Annotated in this window: 18 protein-coding genes; 7 read left to right on the top strand and 11 right to left on the bottom strand. The window is 59.5% G+C overall.

Annotated features, from left to right (window positions below; all coding sequences use genetic code 11):
* Nucleotides 1–161 precede the first annotated feature (161 nt).
* The 4 genes from KPHS_13260 to KPHS_13230 all read left to right on the top strand — a co-directional run bounded on the left by KPHS_13260 (nt 162) and on the right by KPHS_13230 (nt 5,588).
* Nucleotides 162–1,679: a sucrose porin gene (locus tag KPHS_13260; RefSeq protein YP_005225626.1), complete on the top strand. Its 1,518-nt coding sequence runs from the start codon at nt 162–164 to the stop codon at nt 1,677–1,679.
* A 104-nt stretch (nt 1,680–1,783) separates the two neighbouring features.
* A complete protein-coding gene (locus tag KPHS_13250; RefSeq protein ID YP_005225625.1) occupies nt 1,784–3,154 on the top strand; it encodes a sucrose-specific enzyme II in 1,371 nt (456 codons plus the stop codon).
* The gene (locus KPHS_13240; protein ID YP_005225624.1) at nt 3,154–4,554 is read left to right on the top strand and encodes a beta-fructofuranosidase, sucrose-6-phosphate hydrolase; all 1,401 of its coding nucleotides are present in this window, start codon (nt 3,154–3,156) and stop codon (nt 4,552–4,554) included. Before KPHS_13250 ends, KPHS_13240 begins: the two co-directional genes overlap by 1 nt.
* 23 nt (nt 4,555–4,577) lie before the next feature.
* Nucleotides 4,578–5,588, top strand: a complete 1,011-nt coding sequence (locus KPHS_13230; RefSeq protein YP_005225623.1) for a putative LacI family regulatory protein — start codon at nt 4,578–4,580, stop codon at nt 5,586–5,588.
* Between the two features lie 47 nt (nt 5,589–5,635).
* Here the strand turns inward: KPHS_13230 and KPHS_13220 are convergent, their stop codons facing one another.
* Nucleotides 5,636–6,244 carry a hypothetical protein gene (locus KPHS_13220; RefSeq protein YP_005225622.1) on the bottom strand — a complete coding sequence of 203 codons (609 nt, stop codon included), beginning with the start codon at nt 6,242–6,244 and terminating at the stop codon, nt 5,636–5,638.
* Nucleotides 6,245–6,284: 40 nt separating this feature from the next.
* On the opposite strand from KPHS_13220, the gene KPHS_13210 reads away from it, so the two are divergent.
* Nucleotides 6,285–6,422 carry a hypothetical protein gene (locus tag KPHS_13210; protein YP_005225621.1) on the top strand — a complete coding sequence of 46 codons (138 nt, stop codon included), beginning with the start codon at nt 6,285–6,287 and terminating at the stop codon, nt 6,420–6,422.
* 5 nt (nt 6,423–6,427) lie between these two features.
* Here the strand turns inward: KPHS_13210 and KPHS_13200 are convergent, their stop codons facing one another.
* The 4 genes from KPHS_13200 to KPHS_13170 form a co-directional block, all read right to left on the bottom strand.
* A complete protein-coding gene (locus tag KPHS_13200) occupies nt 6,428–7,450 on the bottom strand; it encodes a sugar ABC transport system permease component (RefSeq protein YP_005225620.1) in 1,023 nt (340 codons plus the stop codon).
* 19 nt (nt 7,451–7,469) lie between these two features.
* The gene (locus tag KPHS_13190) at nt 7,470–8,954 is read right to left on the bottom strand and encodes a putative ABC transporter (protein YP_005225619.1); all 1,485 of its coding nucleotides are present in this window, start codon (nt 8,952–8,954) and stop codon (nt 7,470–7,472) included.
* Between the two features lie 32 nt (nt 8,955–8,986).
* Nucleotides 8,987–9,910: a putative periplasmic binding protein gene (locus tag KPHS_13180; protein YP_005225618.1), complete on the bottom strand. Its 924-nt coding sequence runs from the start codon at nt 9,908–9,910 to the stop codon at nt 8,987–8,989.
* 429 nt (nt 9,911–10,339) lie between these two features.
* Nucleotides 10,340–11,359 carry a LacI family DNA-binding transcriptional regulator gene (locus KPHS_13170; RefSeq protein YP_005225617.1) on the bottom strand — a complete coding sequence of 340 codons (1,020 nt, stop codon included), beginning with the start codon at nt 11,357–11,359 and terminating at the stop codon, nt 10,340–10,342.
* A 101-nt stretch (nt 11,360–11,460) separates the two neighbouring features.
* Here KPHS_13170 and KPHS_13160 point away from each other — a divergent pair, with 101 nt between their 5' ends.
* Nucleotides 11,461–12,468 carry a putative oxidoreductase gene (locus KPHS_13160; RefSeq protein YP_005225616.1) on the top strand — a complete coding sequence of 336 codons (1,008 nt, stop codon included), beginning with the start codon at nt 11,461–11,463 and terminating at the stop codon, nt 12,466–12,468.
* A 383-nt stretch (nt 12,469–12,851) separates the two neighbouring features.
* On the opposite strand, the gene KPHS_13150 is transcribed toward KPHS_13160, so the two are convergent.
* From KPHS_13150 to KPHS_13130, 3 genes are read right to left on the bottom strand one after another with little or no spacing between them, the layout of a single operon-like run.
* Nucleotides 12,852–13,883 carry a putative oxidoreductase gene (locus tag KPHS_13150; RefSeq protein ID YP_005225615.1) on the bottom strand — a complete coding sequence of 344 codons (1,032 nt, stop codon included), beginning with the start codon at nt 13,881–13,883 and terminating at the stop codon, nt 12,852–12,854.
* A 9-nt stretch (nt 13,884–13,892) separates the two neighbouring features.
* Nucleotides 13,893–15,065 (bottom strand): gfo/Idh/MocA family oxidoreductase, encoded by a 1,173-nt coding sequence (locus tag KPHS_13140; RefSeq protein ID YP_005225614.1) that lies wholly within the window; start codon nt 15,063–15,065, stop codon nt 13,893–13,895.
* Entirely contained in the window at nt 15,062–15,982 is a 921-nt protein-coding gene (locus tag KPHS_13130; RefSeq protein ID YP_005225613.1) for a myo-inosose-2 dehydratase, read from the bottom strand. The genes KPHS_13140 and KPHS_13130 overlap by 4 nt, the downstream gene beginning before the upstream one ends.
* A 571-nt stretch (nt 15,983–16,553) precedes the next feature.
* Between KPHS_13130 and KPHS_13120 the strand changes: the two genes are divergently transcribed.
* Complete coding sequence (locus tag KPHS_13120) at nt 16,554–16,979, top strand: hypothetical protein (RefSeq protein ID YP_005225612.1); 426 nt, start codon at nt 16,554–16,556, stop codon at nt 16,977–16,979.
* 76 nt (nt 16,980–17,055) lie between these two features.
* Here KPHS_13120 and KPHS_13110 read toward each other — a convergent pair whose 3' ends face one another.
* The 3 genes from KPHS_13110 to KPHS_13090 all read right to left on the bottom strand — a co-directional run bounded on the left by KPHS_13110 (nt 17,056) and on the right by KPHS_13090 (nt 22,587).
* Nucleotides 17,056–18,573, bottom strand: a complete 1,518-nt coding sequence (locus KPHS_13110) for a lysyl-tRNA synthetase (RefSeq protein YP_005225611.1) — start codon at nt 18,571–18,573, stop codon at nt 17,056–17,058.
* A 331-nt stretch (nt 18,574–18,904) separates the two neighbouring features.
* Nucleotides 18,905–20,380 (bottom strand): di-/tripeptide transport protein, encoded by a 1,476-nt coding sequence (locus KPHS_13100; protein ID YP_005225610.1) that lies wholly within the window; start codon nt 20,378–20,380, stop codon nt 18,905–18,907.
* Nucleotides 20,381–20,439: 59 nt separating this feature from the next.
* On the bottom strand, nt 20,440–22,587 hold the full coding sequence (locus tag KPHS_13090) for a lysine decarboxylase 1 (RefSeq protein YP_005225609.1): 2,148 nt from the start codon (nt 22,585–22,587) through the stop codon (nt 20,440–20,442).

The raw sequence follows: 22,587 nt of genomic DNA, 5'->3' as shown, positions 1-22,587 counted from the left end.
CCTTGGGCCGGTTAACGGCCCACTTTGCTGGCGACATCACAATTCTTAAACCGGTTTAGCAATTTTTATTTTCACCGCGTTACCGACATGTTTACCATATCAACTAAACCGGTTTAGCAAACATTAGCACACTCACTGATTTACCTTTGGATGTCACCAACATGTATAAAAAACGGAAGTTAGCCATTCTTATTGCTTTGCTAACCGGCACCGCCGCCGCCCATGGGCAGACAGACCTGAACAGCATTGAAGCGCGTCTCGCCGCCCTGGAAAAACGCCTGCAGGACGCCGAGACCCGCGCCAGCACTGCCGAAAGCCGCGCCGCCTCAGCGGAGCAGAAAGTTCAGCAGTTAACCCAGCAGCAGCAGCAAACCCAGGCCACCACCCAGCAGGTGGCCAGGCGCACCACTCAACTGGAAGAAAAAGCCGAACGGCCCGGCGGCTTTGAGTTCCACGGCTATGCGCGTTCCGGGGTGATCATGAACGACTCGGCCGCCAGTACCAAATCCGGCGCTTATATGACCCCCGCCGGGGAGACCGGCGGCGCCATTGGTCGCCTGGGCAACCAGGCCGACACCTATGTGGAAATGAACCTCGAACATAAACAGACCCTGGACAACGGGGCGACCACCCGTTTCAAAGTGATGGTGGCCGACGGACAGACCACTTATAACGACTGGACGGCAAGCAGCAGCGATCTGAACGTGCGCCAGGCGTTCGTCGAGCTGGGCAACCTGCCGACCTTCGAAGGCCCGTTCAAAGGCTCGACCCTGTGGGCCGGGAAACGCTTTGACCGCGACAACTTCGACATCCACTGGATTGACTCGGATGTGGTGTTCCTCGCCGGGACCGGCGGCGGGATCTACGACGTGAAATGGAACGACAGCCTGCGCAGCAACTTCTCGTTATACGGCCGCAACTTTGGCGATATCGCCGACAGCAGCAACAGCGTGCAGAACTATATCGTCAGCATGAATAACTTTGCCGGCCCGGTGCAGATGATGGTCAGCGGGATGCGGGCGAAAGATAATGACGACCGCCAGGACGCGAACGGCAATCTGGTGAAAGGCGATGCCGCTAACACCGGGGTTCATGCCCTGCTGGGCCTGCACAATGAGAGCTTCTATGGCCTGCGCGACGGGACCAGCAAAACGGCCCTGCTGTACGGCCACGGGCTGGGCGCCGAGGTTAAAGGCATCGGCTCCGACGGCGCGCTGCGCCCGGGGGCCAATACCTGGCGCTTCGCCAGCTATGGCACCACGCCGCTGAGCGATCGCTGGTTTATTGCCCCGGCCGTGCTGGCGCAGAGCAGTAAAGATCGTTATGTCGATGGCGACAGCTATCAGTGGGCCACCCTCAACCTGCGTCTGATTCAGGAAGTGACGCAGAACTTCGCCCTCGCCTGGGAGGGCAGCTATCAGTACATGGATCTGCAGCCTGAAGGCTACAACGATCGCCATGCGGTCAATGGCAGCTTCTACAAGCTGACCTTCGCCCCGACCTTCAAGGTGGGCAGCATCGGCGACTTCTTCTCGCGGCCGGAGATCCGCTTCTATACATCGTGGATGGACTGGAGCAAAAAACTGGACAACTACGCCAACGATGACGCGTTAGGCAGCAACGGATTCAAATCGGGCGGCGAATGGTCGTTCGGTATGCAAATGGAGACCTGGTTCTGACGGCCACCGGGGCGACAGGGTAAATAACACATAAATATAAGGTTCGCGGCGCCTGCCACGGCTGGCGCCGCCCACGCCATATCATCATGCATTTAGAGGGTACTATGGATTTTGAACAGATTTCCCGCTCACTGCTTCCCCTGCTGGGCGGCAAGGAAAATATCGCCAGCGCCGCGCACTGCGCCACCCGCCTGCGGCTGGTGCTGGTCGACGACGCGCTCGCCGATCAGCAGGCGATTGGCAAAATCGACGGGGTGAAAGGCTGCTTTCGCAATGCCGGACAGATGCAGATCATCTTCGGCACCGGGGTGGTCAATAAAGTCTATGCCGCCTTTATCCAGGCCGCAGGCATCAGCGAATCGAGCAAATCCGAAGCCGCCGACCTGGCGGCGAAAAAGCTGAACCCGTTCCAGCGCATCGCCCGCCTGCTGTCCAACATCTTCGTGCCGATTATTCCGGCCATCGTCGCCTCCGGCCTGCTGATGGGCCTGCTGGGGATGGTGAAAACCTACGGTTGGGTCGACCCGAGCAACGCTCTCTATATCATGCTGGATATGTGCAGTTCGGCGGCGTTTATCATTCTGCCGATCCTGATCGGCTTTACCGCCGCACGCGAATTTGGCGGTAACCCCTATCTGGGCGCGACCCTCGGCGGGATCCTCACCCATCCGGCGCTGACCAACGCCTGGGGCGTCGCCGCCGGCTTCCATACCATGAATTTCTTCGGCATCGAAGTGGCGATGATCGGTTACCAGGGCACCGTCTTCCCGGTGCTGCTGGCGGTGTGGTTTATGAGCATGGTCGAGAAGCGGCTGCGCCGCGTGATCCCTGACGCGCTGGACCTGATCCTCACTCCGTTCCTGACGGTGATTATCTCCGGCTTTATCGCCCTGCTGCTGATCGGCCCGGCCGGTCGCGCGCTCGGCGACGGCATTTCGTTTATCCTCAGCACGCTTATCAGCCACGCCGGCTGGCTGGCGGGCCTGCTGTTCGGCGGCCTCTATTCGGTGATCGTCATTACCGGTATCCATCACAGCTTCCATGCCATCGAAGCCGGACTGCTGGGCAACCCATCGATTGGCGTCAACTTCCTGCTGCCGATCTGGGCGATGGCCAACGTCGCCCAGGGCGGCGCCTGCTTTGCGGTGTGGTTTAAAACCAAAGATGCCAAAATAAAAGCCATCACCCTGCCGTCGGCGTTTTCGGCGATGCTGGGGATCACCGAGGCGGCAATCTTCGGGATTAACCTGCGCTTTGTGAAACCGTTTATCGCCGCGCTGGTGGGCGGTGCCGCCGGCGGCGCCTGGGTGGTGTCGATGCACGTCTACATGACCGCGGTAGGCCTGACGGCGATCCCGGGGATGGCTATCGTGCAGGCCAGCTCGCTGCTGAACTACATTATCGGAATGGCGATCGCCTTCGCCGTGGCCTTCGCGCTCTCTCTGACGCTGAAATACAAAACGGACGCTGAATAATGTCATTACCGTCACGTCTGCCTGCGATCCTGCAGGCCGTTATGCAGGGCCAGCCGCAGGCGCTGGCCGACAGCCATTATCCGCAATGGCATCTGGCGCCGGTCAACGGACTGCTGAACGATCCTAACGGCTTTTGCCAGGTCGCCGGGCGTTACCACCTGTTTTATCAGTGGAACCCGCTCGCCTGCGACCATACCTATAAGTGCTGGGGACACTGGAGCTCTGCCGATCTGCTGCACTGGCGGCACGAACCTATCGCCCTGATGCCGGATGAAGAGTATGACCGCAACGGCTGCTACTCTGGCAGCGCGGTCGAGTTCGAGGGTGCCCTGACTCTGTGCTACACCGGCAACGTGAAATTCCCCGACGGCGGGCGCACCGCCTGGCAATGTCTGGCGACCGAGAATGCCGATGGCACCTTCCGCAAGCTGGGGCCGGTGCTGCCGCTGCCAGAAGGCTATACCGGCCATGTGCGCGACCCTAAAGTGTGGCGGCAGGACGGGCGCTGGTACATGGTTCTTGGGGCGCAGGATGTGCAACAGCGCGGCAAAGTGCTGCTGTTTACCGCCAGCGACCTGCGGGAGTGGCGCCTGGTGGGCGAGATCGCCGGGCACGACGTGAACGGCCTGGCGAACGCCGGCTACATGTGGGAGTGCCCGGATCTCTTTCCGCTGGCGGACACCCACCTGCTGATCTGCTGCCCGCAGGGGCTGGCCCGCGAAGCGCAGCGCTTTCTCAATACCTATCCGGCGGTGTGGATGGCAGGCCGCTTCGACGCCGAACGCGGGATCTTCGACCACGGCCCGCTGCACGAGCTGGACAGCGGATTTGAGTTCTACGCGCCGCAGACCATGCAGGCCGACGATGGCCGCCGCCTGCTGGTCGGCTGGATGGGCGTCCCCGACGGGGACGAGATGCATCAGCCCACCCGCGCGCAGGGCTGGATCCATCAGATGACCTGCGTGCGTGAGCTGGAGTGGCAGGCTGGCACTCTGTATCAGCGTCCGCTGCGCGAGCTGGTCGCCCTGCGCGGGGAAGCCCAGGGCTGGTGCGGACAGACCCTGCCCCTCGCCCCGATGGAGCTGGCCTTTGACATCGCCCCCAACAGCACGCTGGGGCTGGACTTTGCCGGCGCCCTGCAGCTCACCGTCAATCGCGACGGTCTGCGTCTGTCGCGCCGCGGCCTGCAGACGGCGGAGATGCATCACCGCTACTGGCGCGGCGAGGCGCGCCGCCTGCGGATCTTTATCGACCGCTCCAGCGTAGAGATTTTCATCAACGATGGCGAAGGGGTGATGAGCAGCCGCTTCTTCCCGGGCTATCCGGGGCAGCTCATCTTCAGCGGTGCGACGCCGGTGGCATTCTGCCGCTGGCTGCTGCGGCCATGCATGGTAGAATAAGCGTTTTGCTTTCAGGCTCCCGGGTGCTGATGAAAACCAAACGCGTAACTATCAAAGATATCGCCGAACTGGCGGGCGTCTCCAAAGCGACCGCCAGCCTGGTACTCAACGGTCGTGGTAAAGAGCTGCGCGTGGCGCAGGAGACGCGCGAGCGCGTACTGGCGATCGCTCGCGAACAGCACTATCAGCCGAGCATTCACGCGCGCTCGCTGCGCGATAACCGCAGCCATACCATTGGTCTGGTGGTGCCGGAGATCACCAACTACGGGTTTGCCGTTTTCTCCCACGAGCTTGAGACGCTCTGCCGGGAAGCCGGCGTGCAGCTGCTTATCTCCTGCACCGACGAAAACCCAGGCCAGGAGAGCGTGGTGGTCAATAACATGATCGCCCGCCAGGTCGACGGCCTGATAGTCGCCTCTTGTATGCACAGCGATGCCGACTATCAGAAACTCAGCGAACAGCTGCCGGTGGTGCTGTTTGACCGCTTCCCCAGCGACAGCGCCCTGCCGCTGGTGATGACCGACTCGGTCACCCCAACGGCCGAGCTGATCTCCCGTATCGCGCCTCAGCATGCGGACGAGTTCTGGTTTCTCGGCGGCCAGCCGCGGCTGTCGCCGTCGCGCGACCGGCTGGCGGGGTTCACCCAGGGCCTGGCCCAGGCGGGGATCACGCTGCGCCCTGAGTGGGTGATCAACGGCAACTACCACCCCAGCTCCGGCTATGAGATGTTCGCGGCGCTCTGCGCGCGGCTGGGGCGTCCGCCGAAGGCGCTCTTCACCGCGGCCTGCGGGCTGCTCGAAGGGGTGCTGCGCTATATGAGCCAGCATCATCTGCTGGATTCCAATATTCATCTCGCCAGCTTCGACGATCACTATCTGTATGATTCGCTTTCCCTGCGCATTGATACCGTGCAGCAGGATAATCGCCAGCTGGCCTGGCACTGCTACGATCTGCTCAGCCAGCTGATCGACGGTCAGGCCCCGGAGCCGCTTCAGCGCTACCTGCCCGCCACCCTGCAGATTCGCCATCCCTGACGGCGCGGTTGGCAATTAGCGTTTTCGCCTGGCGCGCGCCGCCTGCCTCAGCGCCAGCAGCGCGCTGGCGAGCACCCGCCAAGGCCGATCGTTACCGGCCAGCGGTAAGCCACCAGCAACGAGGGCAATCCACCATCCGGCGCCAGCATCACCAGATTCCAGCCCGCCAGCCCCGCGTTGCCGTTCAGCGCCCGGCTTAACATCCTTTGATGCGGGGCGAATGGCTGAATGGTCTGGTAGTGGCTGCCGAACAGCGGGGGCTGCATCTCTCGCGGGAACTGCGCCTGCACTTGGGCCAGCACGCTGGCCGGCAGCGCGTGCGATGCCGCCAGCAGATGCCCGTCGCCATTCACCAGCAGCAGCTGATAATGCCGCTCCTGGGCGAGGGTCTGGAGAGCGGCGCGCATCGCCGCCAGCGGCCAGGTCGCTTCCCGCTGCGGCGCCGGAATGTTCATCCGCCGCTCAAGGCGTTCCGCCACCCACTGCGCATCCTCCTCCAGCTGGCGGATCTGCCTCTCACGGAAAACCTCTCTGGCCGGCAAATTCATGCCCCGACCGAGCGCCAGGATCGCCAGCCCCGCGAGCAGCGTGACGATAAGGCCCCTTTTTCCCGCTAGCCAGCGCGGCGAGAATTTGCCAAAGGATGGTGTATTCATACGACTCCAGAAACCGCAGGCCACGCGTGGCCCCTGACGAATGGGCAACGGAAGTGGCGAAACTGTACAGGATGCGCAGCGCGGGCAAAACAGACAGGCGGAGCCTGGCGGGGAGTATTTTGTTTATTTCTGGACAGGACGGGCGGCAACGGCATCCTTCGCCGTTGCCGCCCGTTGATAAGATTAGTGTTTTTTCCGGTTGCGACGCATATCGATGGTTACCGCCGCAACGATAATGATGCCTTTAATAATATCCTGCACATAGGCATCGACGCCGACAAAGGTAAAACCGCTTTTGATCAGGCCAAGGATCATCGCGCCAATCAGGGTGCCGGTAATGCGCCCCACTCCGCCCATTAAGCTGCTGCCGCCGATCACCGCGGCGGCAATAGCGTCCAGCTCGTAGGACATCCCCATGCTCGACTGGCCGCTGCTGACGCGCGCCGCCAGCACCACCCCCGCCAGCCCGGAGAGCGCCCCGGCGATGGTGTAGACGATCACCAGATATTTATTCACATTGATGCCGGACACTTTGGCCGAGGTCATGTTGCCGCCGATGGCATACACATATTTGCCATACCGGGTATGCTTCAGCGCAATGTGAAACACGGCGGCGATCACGAAGAAGATAATCACCGGCATCGCACCCTGGCCTATCGCCGTAAAGCTGTCGGAGAGGAAGCTGATCGGGTTGCCCTGAGTGTAATACTGCGCCAGACCGCGCGCCGAAACCATCATCCCGAGGGTGGCGATAAACGGCGGGATACCGGTCCGCGTCACCAGGAAACCGTTGGTCAGGCCGCACAGCAGGCCGACGCCGATCCCCGCGCAAATGGGGATCACCGCCGGCAGGTTGACCAGCGCCGGGAACATTGGCGACAGGCTATCGGAGGTTTGCGCCAGGCTGGCCGCCACCACCGCCGCAAGGGCAATAACCGAGCCGGAGGAGAGGTCAATCCCGGTGGTGATGATCACCTGGGTGACGCCCACGGCGATGATGCCGATAATCGCCACCTGCAGCACAATCAGCACCAGCCGGTTGGTATTGAGCAGGAACGACTGGTCGCGAACATACCAGCCGGCGATTTCAAAGGTCAGGGCAATCACCAGCATCACCACAAAGATGCCGGTATCTTTCGGCATTTTATGCCGCAAATTAGCGAAGAAGGAGGAACCCTCGCTGGCCGGAGCCGCCGTTAATTTCATATTACTCATTCTCTGTGCCTCAATGGGATGCCAACGACAAAATGGTTTCCTGGTCGGCTTCGTCTTTTTCCAGGATGCCGGTGATACGACCTTCATGCATCACCATGACCCGATCGCTCATGCCAAGGATTTCCGGCAGTTCAGAGGAGACCATAATCACCGCCACCCCCCGATTCGCCAGTTCACTGATAAGATGATAAATCTCCGCCTTCGCCCCGACGTCGATACCGCGGGTCGGCTCATCGAGAATTAAGATTTTCGGTTGCGCTAACAGCCAGCGCGCAATCAGGACTTTTTGCTGATTCCCCCCGCTGAGGTTATTAATAATTTGATCCATCGTCGGCGTTTTAATATTGAGCCGGCGTATTTGCTCCATGCAGTCTTCGGCCATTTTCACGTGCTGGACAAAACCGCTCTTGCCGATATATTCCGGCATTTTGACGATACTCATATTTTCCAGCACCGACAGCACCAGAAACAGGCCCGACTTTTTCCGGTCTTCGGTTAATAATGCCATCCCCTTTTCAATCGCCACGGAGGGGGAATCGATGGTCACCGGCGCCCCGTCGATCAGCACTTCGCCGCTGTCGAAGCGCTCCATACCGAACAGGCTTTCCATCACCTCGCTGCGCCCGGCGCCCACCAGCCCGGCCACGCCCAGGATTTCGCCACGGCGTACGCTAAAGCTGACGTCATGGAACACGCCCTGACGCGTCAGGTTGCGCACCGTCAGCACCTCTTCGCCGATGGTGTTATTAAATTTCGGAAACAGCTGGGTTAATTCGCGGCCCACCATCTGGGTGATCAGCGACTGCCGGGTAAATTCGGTGGTGTTTTTGCTCCCTACCCAGGTGCCGTCGCGAAAGACGCTGATCTCATCGGTGATGGCAAAGATCTCATCCATTTTGTGGCTGATATAGATGATCGCTTTACCCTGGGCGCGCAGGTCGCGGATGATGGTGAACAGGTGAGCCACCTCGCCTTCGGTCAGCGCCGAGGTGGGCTCATCCATGATCACGATATCCGCGTTCCATGAAACCGCTTTGGCAATCTCCACCATCTGCTGGGCGGCGATGCTCAGGTCGCCCACCAGCCGGTCAGCGGTTAAGCGGATATTGAGCTTATCCAGCAGCGCCTGGGTCTGGCGGGTCAGCTGGCCGTGGTCGACAAAGCCGTATTTCATCGGCTCGCGCCCCAGCCAGATATTCTCCGCCACCGTCATATGCGGCACCAGATTGAGCTCCTGGTGGATCATCGAGATCCCCGAGCGCAGCGCATCCATGGTGTCGGTAAACTCCACCGGCTCCCCTTTCACGCGAATCGACCCTTTATCGGGGCGATAGATACCGATCAGGCATTTCATCAGCGTGGATTTACCGGCGCCGTTCTCGCCCATCAGGGCATGCACCGTTCCCGGACGCACGCGCAATGAGACATTATCGAGCGCCTTCACGCCGGGGAAGAACTTACTGATACCTTCGGCTTCAAGGGCAAAAGCGTTCATACATCCACCTCCGTACCACAGGTTGGCCAGGACTATTTCTGATTACGGTTGGTAAATTCAGCCATGTTCTCTTTGGTGATCAGCTGATACGGCACGTCGATGATTTTTTCCACTTTCTCGCCGTTCGCCAGCTTGATGGCCGCGTCTACTGCGCCTTCACCCTGGCCTTTCGCATCCTGGAAGATGGTGGCGATCATCTTGCCGCTCTTCAGCATCTGCAGGGCATCCGGGGTGCCATCCACGCCGGCGATGAGAATATGGTTCGGGTTTTTGCCCAGCGCCTGCAGGGCGCCGATCGCCATTTCATCGTTGTTGGAGGCGATGGCCTGGATATCCTCACCGCTGGTCATCCAGTTGCTGACCACATCCACTGCGTCATTGCGGGTAAATTTCGCGGTCTGCTTCTGGACGATTTTGATGTTCGGGTATTTCGCTACCACCTCTTCCACCCCTTTGGTGCGGTCGCGAGTGGATTCATTCGCCAGGTCGCCGAGCAGGATCGCCACATTGCCCTTACCGTTCATCGCTTTCGCCAGCGCTTCCATCTGCAGACGGCCGGCGAGAATGGAGTCCGATCCCACATAGGCCATCTTGTCGGTCAGCTCCGCCTGCGGACGGCGGTTCACAAACACCAGCGGGATCCCGGCTTTGGTGGCCTGATCCATGATCGGTTTCACCGCGTTGGTATCCACCGGGTTGACGATAATGGCGTCCACCCCCTGGCCGATAAAGTTCTGTACCTGCTGCAGCTGCTGGGAGACATCCCCTTTCGCGTCCTCGATCTGCGATTTAACGCCATCTTTTTTCATCTCTTTTTGCATCGAGGTACGCAGGATCGTCAGGAAGTTATCGTCAAACAGCGCCATCGAGACGCCAATGGAGACATCTTTTGCCATAACCACCGCAGGCAGCATGCAGGCTAACAAAGAGGCAACAATCGTTTTCTTAATATTCATAGTTGATCCTTGATTTTGTAGGTACGCCGGTGAATGAAACAAAATGAAAAATTAATTTCAGTTACGTTGCGACAAATGTCTGCTGGTATATCGACGACGCTGCGGCACCTCTCGCACTCCATCGTGATCTAAATCACAAATAACGGCTGTTTTATCATCACTATTTTGAAACATCAGTCCATTTACGCCGCAACCTGGATTTCAGACCATTTATTTCATTAACAAGACATTTGAAACTTTTATAAGTAAATAACTGAAATGAAAATTTTAAAACTATGCAGTAACAGAATTTTGACAGACATCTAACATTGCCGCATAAATGAGCGAAAAATGAGAAGCAGACAACGCTTTGAAGCGATCCCTCCCGGCGGGGTTGGCATTTACCCGCCGGGGAAATCCGTGTTGTCAGGAAGGGAGGCGCCGTACGCCTTAGTCCACGTTCTCGGCGCTGTAGAGGATAAAGTCGACTTTACCGTCGGCATAGGTTTGCGGCTGGTAGCCGGACTCCAGATGGCGCAGCATCAGGTCGATCGCCAGCTGGGCGTGCTGGCGGGTGTTCTGATCGAGCGTTAACGCCAGGCTGCCCTTCGCCAGCTGCTGCCGGGTGGTGTTGTAACGCTCATGGGTGATCCAGCAGACGTCGCCTTCGCGGCGGTGGCGGGCCAGCGCCTCGGCAATCTGGGTATTGCCAAGCCCGGTGTTATAGATCCCAACAATATTCCGGCTGCGGCACAGGGCTTGCTCCACCAGGCGGGTGATCTGCTCCCGCCGCTCCTCGCCCGCCAGCACGTCGCTGAGCTGCAGGTGGGGAAAGCGCTGGCTCAGCACCTCGCGGAACCCCTGAATGCGCAGGCGATGCGCGCTGTAATCTTGCCGGCCGCTGACCATCAGCACCTCGCCGGGCCGCGGCGTCATTCTCCCCAGCATTAACCCCGCCGTGCGGCCAGCCTGTAGCTGATTGATCCCCACGTGGCAGAGTCGGTCGGCGCCGGGCAGGTCCGTCGCCAGGGTGATCGCCGGGACGCCAGCCTCCCGGCAGCGGTGCAGCGCGTCGTGCACCGCGGGATGGTCATTGCCGAAGACGATGATCCCTTGACGCTGCTGGCAGCTGCGCGCAATGCGCCGGGCCAGCGTCGTTGGCTGCGACTCCGGGACAAAGGTGCGGTGCAAGGTCAGACGGCGATAGCCGAGGCTATCCGCCACGGCGGCAAAATCCTGCGCCAGCTGCGGAAAGAAGAACGAGTCATTGCTGCTGAGAAAGACCTCAATCTGCCAGGGAAAGCGGTGCTCCTCCGGCAGGATCCGCTTCAGCCCCGCCTCGCGCGCCGCCTGCAGCACTTTGCGCGTGGTCTGCGGCGATACGCCGCCGCGCTCGTTCAGCACCCGGTCAACGGTGGCCACGCCGACGCCAATCTGTCTGGCCAGCATCGCCAGTGAAATGTTTTTCATCGCCCCTCTCTTCATGATGGAAATCCATCAAAACGGCAGTGTCAGTGAGTTTAGCAAACCGATTATGGTGGCAGCGTCCCCTCGCCATTCTGGAGAAAAAAATGATCTGCAAACGTTTTGCCCTGGTAGGCAGTGGTTTTATCGGTCAGGTTCATGCCGCCAGTCTTGCTCGTCATGAAGGAAGTGCGTTGACGATGGTGGCCGATGCCGCCCCGGAGCGCGCCCAGGCGCTGGCCGCCCGCTATGGCGCCCGGGCGGTGACCGTGAGCGAGGCGATCCATAGCGACGCCATCGACGCGGTGCTGATCGCCAGTTCAACCCCGTCGCATGCCGAACTGCTGGAAGCCGCCGCCAGGGCGGGCAAGGCGGTCTATTGCGAAAAACCGATCGACCTCACCCTGGCGCGCGCCCGTGAGGTGGTGGAGCGGGTGCTCCCCCTGAACGTGCCGGTCACTGTCGGCTTTAACCGGCGCTTCGATAGCAGCCATCAGCAGCTCCGCCGCCAGCTGGAGCAAGGGCTGATCGGCCGGGTCGAGCTGGTGCAGATGGTCTGCCGCGCCTCCAGCATGCCGCCGCTCGACTATCTGCGCAGCTCCGGCGGCCAGATGCGCGATCAGGCGATCCACTTCTTCGATCTCCTGCGCTTTCTCACTGGCGATGAAGTGCGCACCGTAGCAGCGATGGGCGCGGCGCTGGCCCTGCCGGACATTGCCGAATTTGGCGATGTCGACACCTCCATCCTGATGATGCAGATGCGCGGCGGCGCGCTGGCGCAGCTGGACAATACCCGCCGCACCGGCCACGGGTACGATGAACGGATCACCCTGCTGGGCGCCGAAGGCGCGCTGGAGTCCGGTAGCCAGTCGCCGGCGGGCCCTACCCTGTGGCGCGGCAATCAGCGCATTGAGCCGGGCCTGTGGCCGGACTGGTTCAGCCGGGTACAGGGATCTTATTACCAGCATCTTGACGCCTTTATTCGCTCCCTGAATGGTGAAACCGTCGCCGACCTGCCCGGCCTGCTGGACGGCCTGCAGGCGCAGGCCATTGCCGAAGCGGCAGTTCAGTCCCTGCAGCATGGCCAGTTTGTCGCCGTCGACGACTGTCGCTGAGCGGGTGCGAGGCAACCGCTATCAGGCGCTGTACCTGCCTTTATGCCGGGCGGCGGCGATGCCTTGCCCGGCCTACAGAAGACAGGCATTCATACACCGTAATATCAATCGGTTGCATTGATATCCCAGGCCCGTGCAAGCGCAGCGCCGCCGGGCAAGAACAGCGGGCGCGGAGCCGTTTTATGCCGGGCGGCGGCGCCGCCTTGCCCGGCCTACATAACACAGGCACTAATCTGATTTAATATCAAACGGTTGCATAGATATCCCAGGCCCGTGCAAGCACAGCGCCGCCGGGCAACAGACATCAGGCATCGTACGCGTCCTTTTGCCGGGCAATGGCAAATACGCTCGCGCTATCTGCAAACCAATGCCCGGCCGGCTCCTTAACGTTCTTCGTTAAACACCGCGCCCACCTGGCGCCGCACCTCATCCATCACCTGCAGATTCTGCAGCACCCGACTGAGCGGCCGCAGCGGCGAGTCCTGCACCCCCTGTCCGATGCACCAGGCAAAATGCTCCGCCTGCCAGAACAGCTGGTCGTAGCGATTGCGCGGCTCTTCCCAGCGCAGCACCTGCCCGCCCTGGCTGGCGGCGAGCGTGAAGCCGCCGGGGGCGTAAAACTGGCCGTCGATCGTCAGGGTCGCCTGGCGTCCGGCCACCACCGCCCCGCCCGGCGTGTTGCTGAACAAAGTGGTGTTTAACAACCCCTGCATCCCGTTCTGCCAGCTAAACAGCATCGACGTCTGACCGTTCAGCCCCTCCGCCGTGGCGCTGCCGCGGGCGACAATCTCCTGCGGCATGCCGCCCACCATCAGCGCAAACGAGGTCACATAGCTGCCGAGGTCCATCATCGGCCCGCCGGCAAGATCGGCATTGAAGATGCGGTGGTCGCGGGTGAAATACTCGCCGTGATCGGCCAGCAGGGTATGCAGGTCGCCGAGCGCCCCATCCTCCAGCAGCTGGCGGATCACATCATATTTCGGCGCGTAATCGCACCACATTGCCTCCAGCGCCAGCTTCTCCTGGCGGGCGGCTTCGGCCTGCAGCTCACGCCCTTCGCCGAGGTTGAGGGCGAAGGGTTTCTCTATCAGCACGTGTTTGCCCGCCTTCAGCGCCTGCATGCCGTCGGGAAAGTGATGGTTGTGCGGCGTCGCAATATACACCGCATCAATATCCGGACGCGCCAGCATCTCCTCCACCTGGCCGTAAGCCTGGGGGATCCCCCATTCCGCGGCCACCCGGTCGGCCTTCGCCTGGCTGCGGGAAACCACCGCCACCACCTGCTGCCGGCTGTAGGTTTTCAATGAGTGCACAAAGCGCTCGGCGATCCAGCCAGGACCGATAATGCCCCAGCGCAGGATGGGAATGCTCTGCGCCGCCGGGCGGCGCGGGGTTGGTAAGTGTGACGGAAACATAGCGGCTCCTTAGTCTTTAACCACGTTCACCCAGCGACGGCTGGCCATCGAGGCTTCAATCGCCGACAGCACGCGCTGATTCTGCAAACCAAATTCAAAGTTGGGATAGCAGTCGCCCTCCCCGCAAATCCCCTGCACCAGGTCATGCACTTCGATCACCTTGACGTCAAAATAGCCCAGCCCGCCGCCGCCAAAATCGAAGCCGAAGAAGCCGGCATAGGCCGGGATCTGGCTCCCGGCATACAGCGTCTTAAAGCCGCGGTCATGTTTATCATCGTTGAAGCGATAGACCTGCAGCTCGTTAAAGCGCTCCCCGTCCATATACAGCGTGCCTTCGGTGCCGGAGACCTCCCAGAACACGCCGAAGATCCGCCCGGCGGCGATGCGCGAGGCCTCAATCACCCCCGCGGCGCCGCTGTCGAAATTGACCAGGCACTGAACCTGATCGTCATTTTCCACTTCCCGCCACTCGGCATCGACCGCGACCCGGCTGGCATACCCGGCATCGGTCTGCGGCACCGGACGCTGGCGCAGGCAGGTTTGCGCGCTGGCGGTCACTTCACGGATCCCGCCCAGCAAAAACTGGGCGACGGACAGGGTATGGGCGCCGAGGTCGCCAAGCGCCCCGCTGCCGCCGAGGGTTTTCGAGCAGCGCCAGGACCAGGGCAGGTTCGGGTCGTTATAAAACCCCTGATCAAAGGTGCCGCGAAAGCGCACCGGTTCGCCAATATCTCCCCGGGCGATAATCTGCTTTGCCAGCAGCGCCGCCGGCGTTTTGATGTTGTTAAAGGCCACCATGGTCTTCACCCCCGCGCGCCGTGCCGCCTGCGCCATCTCCTGCGCCTGCTGCTCATTGACCGCCAGCGGCTTCTCGCAATAGACATGTTTACCCGCCGCGATCGCCGCCATCGCCATTGTGTAGTGCAGATGGTTCGGCGAGGTGATATCCACCACATCAACCTGCGGATCGTTTACCAGCTCGCGCCAGTCGCCGTAGGCCTTTTCCGCCCCCAGTTTCGCCGCGTGGCGTTCGGCCATCGCCTGATCCTGATCCGCCAGCGCGTAGAGATGCGGGCGCTTGGGCAGATCGGGATAGAACATCGCCGCGCGACGGTAAGCGTCAGCGTGTGCCTGCCCCATAAAACCTGAGCCGATAAGGCCGATATTTAACCGCGCGCTCATGATGCATACTCCTCTGACGATGAAGGGGAAGATAAATGGTGCGCCAGCCAGGCATAGGCGCGGCTGGCGGTGGCCAGCGGCGGCGCCATCGCCGGGTCCTGCTCGGCTTCGATAATCAGCCAGCCGCGGTAGTCGCTGTCCCGGACAAAGTCGAGGATCGGCGCATAGTCGATGCAGCCGTCGCCTGGGATGGTAAACAGCCCGGCGCGCACCGCCTCGTTAAAGCTCAGGTTTTCCCGATACAGACGCCCCAGCACCTGGGGACGCACGTCTTTCAGATGCAGATGGCGGATACGGTGGCCATATTTGTGCAGTACGCGCGGGATCTCGACCCCGGCGACAAAGGCGTGCCCGGTATCAAACGCCAGCCCGACGTTGTCATGGGTGTGAGACAGAAACCGCTCCAGCTCGTCATCGTGCTCCACCAGCATCATCAGATGATGGTGATAGGCCAGCTGGAGGTCATAGTCGCGCAGCAGCAGGTCAGCAAAGGTATTCAGCTTGTGGCAATACGCCGCCAGGCTGACGCGGCTTAACGGCGGCGAGAGCGAAATAGGCTCATCAAGCGGGGTTTCACCTGGCAGTTGCCCGCATTCGCCGTAAACCATCACCTTCGCGCCGAGCTGCCGGAGAAGCTGGGCGTGCTCCCGCACCGCCTCCAGCTCCGCTTCCACGCTGCGGTCGGCCAGCATGCCGCTGTACCAGCCGGACGCCAGGCGCAGGTCAGCCGCCGCCAGCAGCGGGCCCAGGGTTGATGCCTGGCGGGGAAATTTCCGTCCTAACTCAATGCCCTGATAGCCCGCCTCCCGCGCCTCGCGCAGGCAGGTATCCAGGGGAATATCACCGCCTAAATCCTCGAGTACATCGTTGGTCCAGCACAGGGGGCTCACGCCCCACCGCAGTTGCTCTGTCGCCATCTTGTTCTCCTTTCCACCCTGTGGTCTTGTCTGGCGTCACTATAAGCAGGTGACGACCGACGATGAAAACGGAGAAATGATGGAAATCCATCATTGCACTGGCGGTATATTCGCTATTTCAGGTAACCCTGAAAAATAAATGGAAATAATGCTTGCCGCCGGCTTATTTTGCGGATAAAAATTACTGGCTTAATAACCCGCTTCAGAGGTTATCCCTTTCATTCGAAATATGATGATAGCAATATGAAAAAAACTCAACACCGCACCAGAGCGGGCTTTTGCCGTGCGCCAAGGACAGGCCTGCTGTTATTTGCCTGAATGACACATAGCCGCTTTTAAAACATCAAATAATTAACATTCTCTCTGCAATAATATGACACGCAGTGGGAAGGTTGGCTTGCGAAATAAGCATGAAACTTTGATGCTTTACTAATAAATAACCCCACAGCGTCTTGCTAATTACTTATCAGGACTGGTTGGGTTATTTTATTCTGACGCCAACGGGAGAATACACCAACGTGTATCCCTCTCTATGGCCCGGCACGCCGCTATCGCGATGAGAAACAATAAGATGAATAAGACCTGGCTTTTCACCACCCTCACCCTGGCGCTGGTCGCCGCCGCGCCGGCCCACGCCATTAGCGCGAAATACCGGGAACAGCTTGAACGTTCCGGCTGCACGCAGATGACCGATGGGACCACCTGCGATATTCATAAAACCAAAGCCGAGAATGCCGCCGCCGCGCAGCACGCCAGCAGCGGCTTCGGCCCCTGGGTGGGCACCTGGTATGTTTATACGGAGTATGGCGATAAAATTGATGAGATTACCGTCACCGCTAAAACGGTGAAAACCCATGGTCATCTGGTCGAGGAGGCGAAAGCCAGCCAGGGTAAACTGACCTTCCGGGTGAAAAGCTCAGCCTTTACGCTGAACGACGCCTTTAACGGCGTATGGGCAAACGGCAGACAGCGCGGCTCCCTGCAAAAAGTCCTGTAATAACATCGCTCTGCCGACAGGCCGGGGATAATGCAGGGAGAACCTCCCGGCGCAGGCCGGGAGGGAGTGCAATGGATTACTTCTGCGGACGCATGGCCGGGAAGAGGATCACGTCGCGGATGGTATGGCTGTTGGTAAACAGCATCACCATGCGGTCGATACCAATACCCAGACCCGCGGTCGGCGGCAGGCCGTACTCGAGGGCGGTCACGTAGTCTTCGTCATAGAACATCGCTTCGTCATCGCCCGCCGCTTTGGCGTTCACCTGATCCTGGAAGCGCTGCGCCTGGTCTTCGGCATCGTTCAGCTCGCTGAAACCGTTACCGATTTCGCGGCCGCCGATGAAGAATTCAAAGCGGTCAGTGATTTCCGGGTTGACGTCGTTACGGCGCGCCAGCGGAGAAACTTCCGCCGGGTATTCGGTGATGAAGGTCGGCTGAATCAGATGCGCTTCCGCCACTTCGTCAAAGATTTCGGTAACTATGCGTCCCAGCCCCCAGCTTTTCTCTACCTGAATACCGATAGATTCCGCCAGCGCTTTCGCCGCGTCGAAGTTATCCAGATCCGCCATGTTGGTTTCCGGACGGTGTTTCTTGATCGCTTCCCGCATGGTCAGTTTTTCAAACGGCTTGCCGAAATCAAACACCTGGTCGCCATACGGCACTTCGGTTTTGCCCAGCACCGTCTGCGCCAGGGTGCGGAACAGCGACTCGGTCAGTTCGATCAGGTCTTTGTAGTCCGCATACGCCATATACAGTTCCATCATGGTGAACTCTGGGTTATGGCGTACCGAGATCCCTTCGTTGCGGAAGTTGCGGTTGATTTCAAACACGCGTTCAAAACCGCCAACCACCAGACGTTTCAGATACAGTTCCGGCGCGATGCGCAGGTACATATCCAGATCCAGCGCGTTGTGATGGGTGATGAACGGACGGGCGGACGCCCCGCCTGGGATCACCTGCATCATCGGCGTTTCGACTTCCATAAAGCCGCGAGCCACCATGAACTGGCGCATGGTGGCGAGGATCTGCGAACGGATACGGAACGTATGACGCGACTCTTCGTTGGCGATCAGATCCAGATAGCGCTGGCGATAGCGAACTTCCTGATCCTGCAGGCCGTGGAATTTATCCGGCAGCGGGCGCAGGGCTTTGGTCAGCAGGCGCAGCTCGGTGCAGTGGATCGAGAGTTCGCCGGTTTGCGTTTTGAACAGCTTGCCGCGGGCGGCGATGATATCGCCGAGGTCCCATTTCTTAAACTGTTCGTTGTAGACGCCTTCCGGCAGGTCATCGCGCGCCACGTACAGCTGAATGCGGCCGCCGACGTCCTGGAGGGTGACGAAGGAGGCTTTGCCCATCACGCGACGGGTCATCATCCGACCAGCCACCGCAACTTCAACGTTCAGGGAAGCGAGTTCATCGTTGTCCTTCGCATCGAATTCAGCATGCAATTGGTCAGAGGTATGATCGCGACGGAAATCGTTGGGGAAAGCTACGCCCTGCTCACGCAGCGCAGCCAGTTTTTCGCGACGAGCTTTCAGTTCATTATTAAGGTCAATGGCCTCATCGGCACCTTGTGCTTGTTGTTCAGACATATGGATTCCTCATAACCTTGCTTTCAAACTAGCTTCGATAAATTGAACCAGGTCACCCTTCCGCGCGGCCTGTCTCTGGGAAGACACCAGAGCACAATCTTAACGATCCTGGATTCACTCCAAGCTGATCTCACTCAGCTATGGCTTCAGTAACGGTATTTTTTATCGTTGGCCTCCGCGCATGCCAGAATATCCTCCTCCTGTTCACTAAGCTGTGCAAGGAGCGACTTCGCGCTCCGCTGTTGAGGTAATGTCCCCGGTCGCGCTGCGCTTACCGGGGCTACGAATCGCGGCCCGGACAAGGTGTTTACGCCACGAGCCGGGACGAGCGTCAGGCGCCGCCGCCGGTAATTTCACCGGCAGCCGCACGACGTTTGCCGACGCTACAGGCCGCGGCAAAGGCGATAATGACCATCACCGCCACGCAGCCAAGGGTCCATTCGCCCATCTGCGCGAAGAAATGCTGATAGGCGGCAATCGCCGTATCGCTGATTTGCGATTCGGTGGTTTGCTGGGCGACCACGCCCGCCAGCCAGTTGGCCACCGCGCCGGTGGCCAGCATATAAATGCCGGTCAATACGCCGGTGACGCCGGGCATGTTCAGACGGGTGATTTGCGCCATCGCCACCGGGTCGATAAACAGTTCGGCAAAGCCCATCATCGCCAGCCCGGCGACCATCATGCCCATTGAGGCCTGACCGTCAGCCGCGCCATGGCGGGCATTGAGCGCCAGCAGCATAAAGCCGCCGCCCATCAGCAGCAGGCCGAAAGAAAATTTCAGCCAGACGCGCAGCACAGAACGCACGCTGCCTTCCGGGCGCATCAGCCACGCCAGCACCACGCCGGCCGCCATCACCGCTATCGCGTTAACTGACTGGAACAGCGCGGTCGGCACGTCCCAGTTCAGCAGACGACGATTGACGAAGTGGTCGATAAACAGGCTAATCGAGCTTCCGCCCTGCTGCGCCAGCACCCAGAACAACGTTCCGGCGAGCATCAGCAGGACGATCTGCCACAGCGCGCGACGATGCTCCGGGGCTTTGATCATGATCCGCGCCACCATCTGGGCGGCGAACAGGCAGACGATCGCCAGCAGATAGCCGGACCAGTTGTTTTGCAGCAGCAGCGTGAAAAATACCGGCGCCAGGCAGAGCATCACCAGCAGCCAGCCCCAGGTCGGCAGCACGAACTTCACCGCCCGCAGCGCCGGTTTATCGACGCCGCGGGTATGCCGGAAGTGGCGGCTGCCGCTTAAGAAAATCATCAGGCCGATAAACATACCGATCCCCGCAAGGGCGAAGCCGATATGCCAGCCGTACCACTGCGCCGCCAGTCCGCAGGCGATGGGCGCGGCAATCGAGCCGACGTTGCCGGCGGCGTACAGCAGCGAGAAACCGCCGTCGCGACGCGGGTCGTCGTGAGCGTACAGTTCGCCGAGCAGGCAGCTGATATTGGATTTAAACAGGCCGTAGCCGCAGATGATGATCGCCAGCGCGACGTACAAACTCCATGCGGAGGTCGACTCAACGCCCAGCACCACATGGCCGAGGGTCATCAACAGCGCCCCGGCAATTACCGCCGTGCGGTTGCCGAGCAGGCGGTCGGCAAGCCAGCCGCCGAGAATAGGGGTAACGTAAACCAGAGATGCGTAAGCGCTGAACAGGCTGATGGCGTGGCTGTCGTCGAAGCCAAGCTGGTGGGTAAGGTAAAGGATGAGTAAGGCGCGCATGCCGTAAAAGCTGAAGTACTCCCAGATCTGGATCGCAACGATGTAGTAAATCGCGCGCGGCTGTGAGGGTGTTTTCATGTGTTCTCCTTGCAGCGTGAAAAAGGGAAGTGGCAAGCCACTTCCCTGGTGTGCGTCTATTACTTGTTATTCTCTTCTTTCAGCACTTTAACGGTGTAACGACCATCCGCCTGACGATAGGCGCCGTGGATATCGGTTTCGAAGCCTGGATAGTGGGCGCCGATTTCGCACAGCATCTGCAGGAACTCCAGCACCGGACGGCTCTCTTCGGTGATCATCTCACCCGGCATCACCAGCGGCACTCCCGGAGGATACGGCAGGATCATGTTGGCGTTGACGCGGCCGACCATCTCTTCGAGATACACTTCTTCCGTCTGACCGTGCAGCTCTTTCTGGAACGCGGCATACGGGGTCATCACCATCGATGGCAGCACTTCAAACGCGCGGAACATCAGATCCGGCAGGTTGTGATGCTCAATCAGTTTGTGAATGTTCTGCGCGAGGTCCTGAATACGCATGTTTTCATAGAATTCAGGATCTTCACGGTACAGCGACGGCAGCATGTTTTTCACCCGCAGGTTCAGGTCGAACGCGCGTTTGAAGTCGGTCAGCGCACGCAGCAGGCTCAGCGCTTTAGTCTTATCGATACCGATACTGAACAGGAACAGCAGGTTGTACGGACCGGTTTTCTCTACCACGATGCCGTGTTCGTCGAGGTATTTCGCCACGATGCTTGCCGGAATACCGAAGTCATCCATGGTGCCGTCTTTCTTCATCCCCGGAGTCAGCAGCGTGACTTTGATCGGGTCGAGGTACATGTGTTCATTATCGATGTTTTTGAAACCGTGCCATGCGCTGTCGGAACGCAGCGGCCAGCATTCAGGACCATCGATATGCTCCGGCTGCCAGACGTCGAAGAACCAGCCGTCAGACTCGCCTTTCAGACGTTTGATCTCTTTACGGAACTTGATGGAACGTTCAATAGAGCCGTCGATCAGACGCTTACCAGCGTTCCCCTTCATCATCGCCGCCGCGGTTTCGGTGGAGGCCACGATCCCGTAGTGTGGAGAGGTGGTGGTGTGCATCATGTAGGCTTCGTTGAAGGTCTCTTCGTTTACGTCGCCTTTCACATGGATCATCGACGCCTGGGAGAACGCCGCCAGCAGTTTGTGCGTGGACTGGGTTTCATAAATCACTTTCCCTTCGACGCGGCCGCCGCTCATCCCGCATTTGCCTTCATAGATCGGCGAGAAGTTGGTGTAAGGCACCCACGCGGAGTCAAAGTGGATGGATTTCACATCCAGGGTTTTCTTGATGAAGTCGGTGTTGTACAGCAGACCATCATAGGTTGAGTTGGTGATAACCGCGTGTACCGGCCAGGTCGCATTCGGCGTCTCTTTCACACGCTTGGCGATAGTCGCGTGCTGGAATTCGCTCTGCGGAATACCGCCGAGGATACCGTAGGCGTTACGGGTCGGACGGAAGTAGATCGGCGTAATGTCGCTCATCATCATCAGGTGAGTCAGCGATTTGTGGCAGTTACGGTCAATCAGCACGGTGCTGCCGGCCGGCGCGGAGTACATGCCGACGATTTTGTTAGCGGTAGAAGTACCGTTGGTCACCATGTAGCTGCGTTCTGCGTTAAACACGCGAGCGATATACTCTTCCGCTTCTTTGTGCGGGCCGCTGTGGTCCAGCAGGGAACCCAGTTCAGAAACCGAAATGGAGATATCGGATTTCATGGTGTTGGAGCCAAAGAAATCGTAGAAGATGCTGCCTACCGGGCTTTTCTGGAACGCGGTACCGCCCATGTGGCCTGGGGTACAGAAGGTATATTTACCTTCACGGACATATTTGAACAGCGCTTTGGTCAGCGGCGGCAGAATGGTGTCGATGTATTCGTCAGTGTTCTGTTTGATTTTGTTCGCGATATCTTCCGCAGCGCCCAGCGCATATTCGAAGAAGCGAACCTGCATGCGCAGATCGTTCAGGCTAACGTCCAGAGTGGAGTAGGTGTTAGCGAACGCATACAGCGGCATGTACTCGTTCATTTTGCTGATTTCTTCGCACAGTTCGAGATTGTATTTATCCCAGTCGAAGATCACGCCGCACAGACGAGAGTTGTTTTCAATAAGTTTTAATAAGTCGTCACGGTCGTTCGGGTAGACAATACGGAAGTCCAGGCGTTCGAGAGCACGATGCAGTTCACGGATGGGTTCTTCTTTGAAGTAAACCCCCATGTGATTCATGATTGCAATAACGTTCAT

This window comes from Klebsiella pneumoniae subsp. pneumoniae HS11286, from assembly GCF_000240185.1.
In the GTDB taxonomy this organism is placed as follows: domain Bacteria; phylum Pseudomonadota; class Gammaproteobacteria; order Enterobacterales; family Enterobacteriaceae; genus Klebsiella; species Klebsiella pneumoniae.
The sequence above is the reverse complement of the archived record's forward strand: the minus strand, read 5'-3'. Positions and strand labels throughout refer to the sequence as shown.

Excerpts from the sequence above, each read along its gene's own strand:
- KPHS_13250 (YP_005225625.1), top strand. The coding sequence starts at position 1,784 with ATGGATTTTGAACAGATTTCCCGCTCACTGCTTCCCCTGCTGGGCGGC.
- KPHS_13190 (YP_005225619.1), bottom strand. The coding sequence starts at position 8,954 with ATGAACGCTTTTGCCCTTGAAGCCGAAGGTATCAGTAAGTTCTTCCCC.
- KPHS_13170 (YP_005225617.1), bottom strand. The coding sequence starts at position 11,359 with ATGAAAAACATTTCACTGGCGATGCTGGCCAGACAGATTGGCGTCGGC.
- KPHS_13240 (YP_005225624.1), top strand. The coding sequence starts at position 3,154 with ATGTCATTACCGTCACGTCTGCCTGCGATCCTGCAGGCCGTTATGCAG.
- KPHS_13160 (YP_005225616.1), top strand. The coding sequence starts at position 11,461 with ATGATCTGCAAACGTTTTGCCCTGGTAGGCAGTGGTTTTATCGGTCAG.
- KPHS_13260 (YP_005225626.1), top strand. The coding sequence starts at position 162 with ATGTATAAAAAACGGAAGTTAGCCATTCTTATTGCTTTGCTAACCGGC.
- KPHS_13120 (YP_005225612.1), top strand. The coding sequence starts at position 16,554 with ATGAATAAGACCTGGCTTTTCACCACCCTCACCCTGGCGCTGGTCGCC.
- KPHS_13180 (YP_005225618.1), bottom strand. The coding sequence starts at position 9,910 with ATGAATATTAAGAAAACGATTGTTGCCTCTTTGTTAGCCTGCATGCTG.
- KPHS_13130 (YP_005225613.1), bottom strand. The coding sequence starts at position 15,982 with ATGGCGACAGAGCAACTGCGGTGGGGCGTGAGCCCCCTGTGCTGGACC.
- KPHS_13140 (YP_005225614.1), bottom strand. The coding sequence starts at position 15,065 with ATGAGCGCGCGGTTAAATATCGGCCTTATCGGCTCAGGTTTTATGGGG.
- KPHS_13090 (YP_005225609.1), bottom strand. The coding sequence starts at position 22,587 with ATGAACGTTATTGCAATCATGAATCACATGGGGGTTTACTTCAAAGAA.
- KPHS_13100 (YP_005225610.1), bottom strand. The coding sequence starts at position 20,380 with ATGAAAACACCCTCACAGCCGCGCGCGATTTACTACATCGTTGCGATC.
- KPHS_13150 (YP_005225615.1), bottom strand. The coding sequence starts at position 13,883 with ATGTTTCCGTCACACTTACCAACCCCGCGCCGCCCGGCGGCGCAGAGC.
- KPHS_13110 (YP_005225611.1), bottom strand. The coding sequence starts at position 18,573 with ATGTCTGAACAACAAGCACAAGGTGCCGATGAGGCCATTGACCTTAAT.
- KPHS_13210 (YP_005225621.1), top strand. The coding sequence starts at position 6,285 with ATGGGCAACGGAAGTGGCGAAACTGTACAGGATGCGCAGCGCGGGCAA.
- KPHS_13200 (YP_005225620.1), bottom strand. The coding sequence starts at position 7,450 with ATGAAATTAACGGCGGCTCCGGCCAGCGAGGGTTCCTCCTTCTTCGCT.
- KPHS_13220 (YP_005225622.1), bottom strand. The coding sequence starts at position 6,244 with ATGAATACACCATCCTTTGGCAAATTCTCGCCGCGCTGGCTAGCGGGA.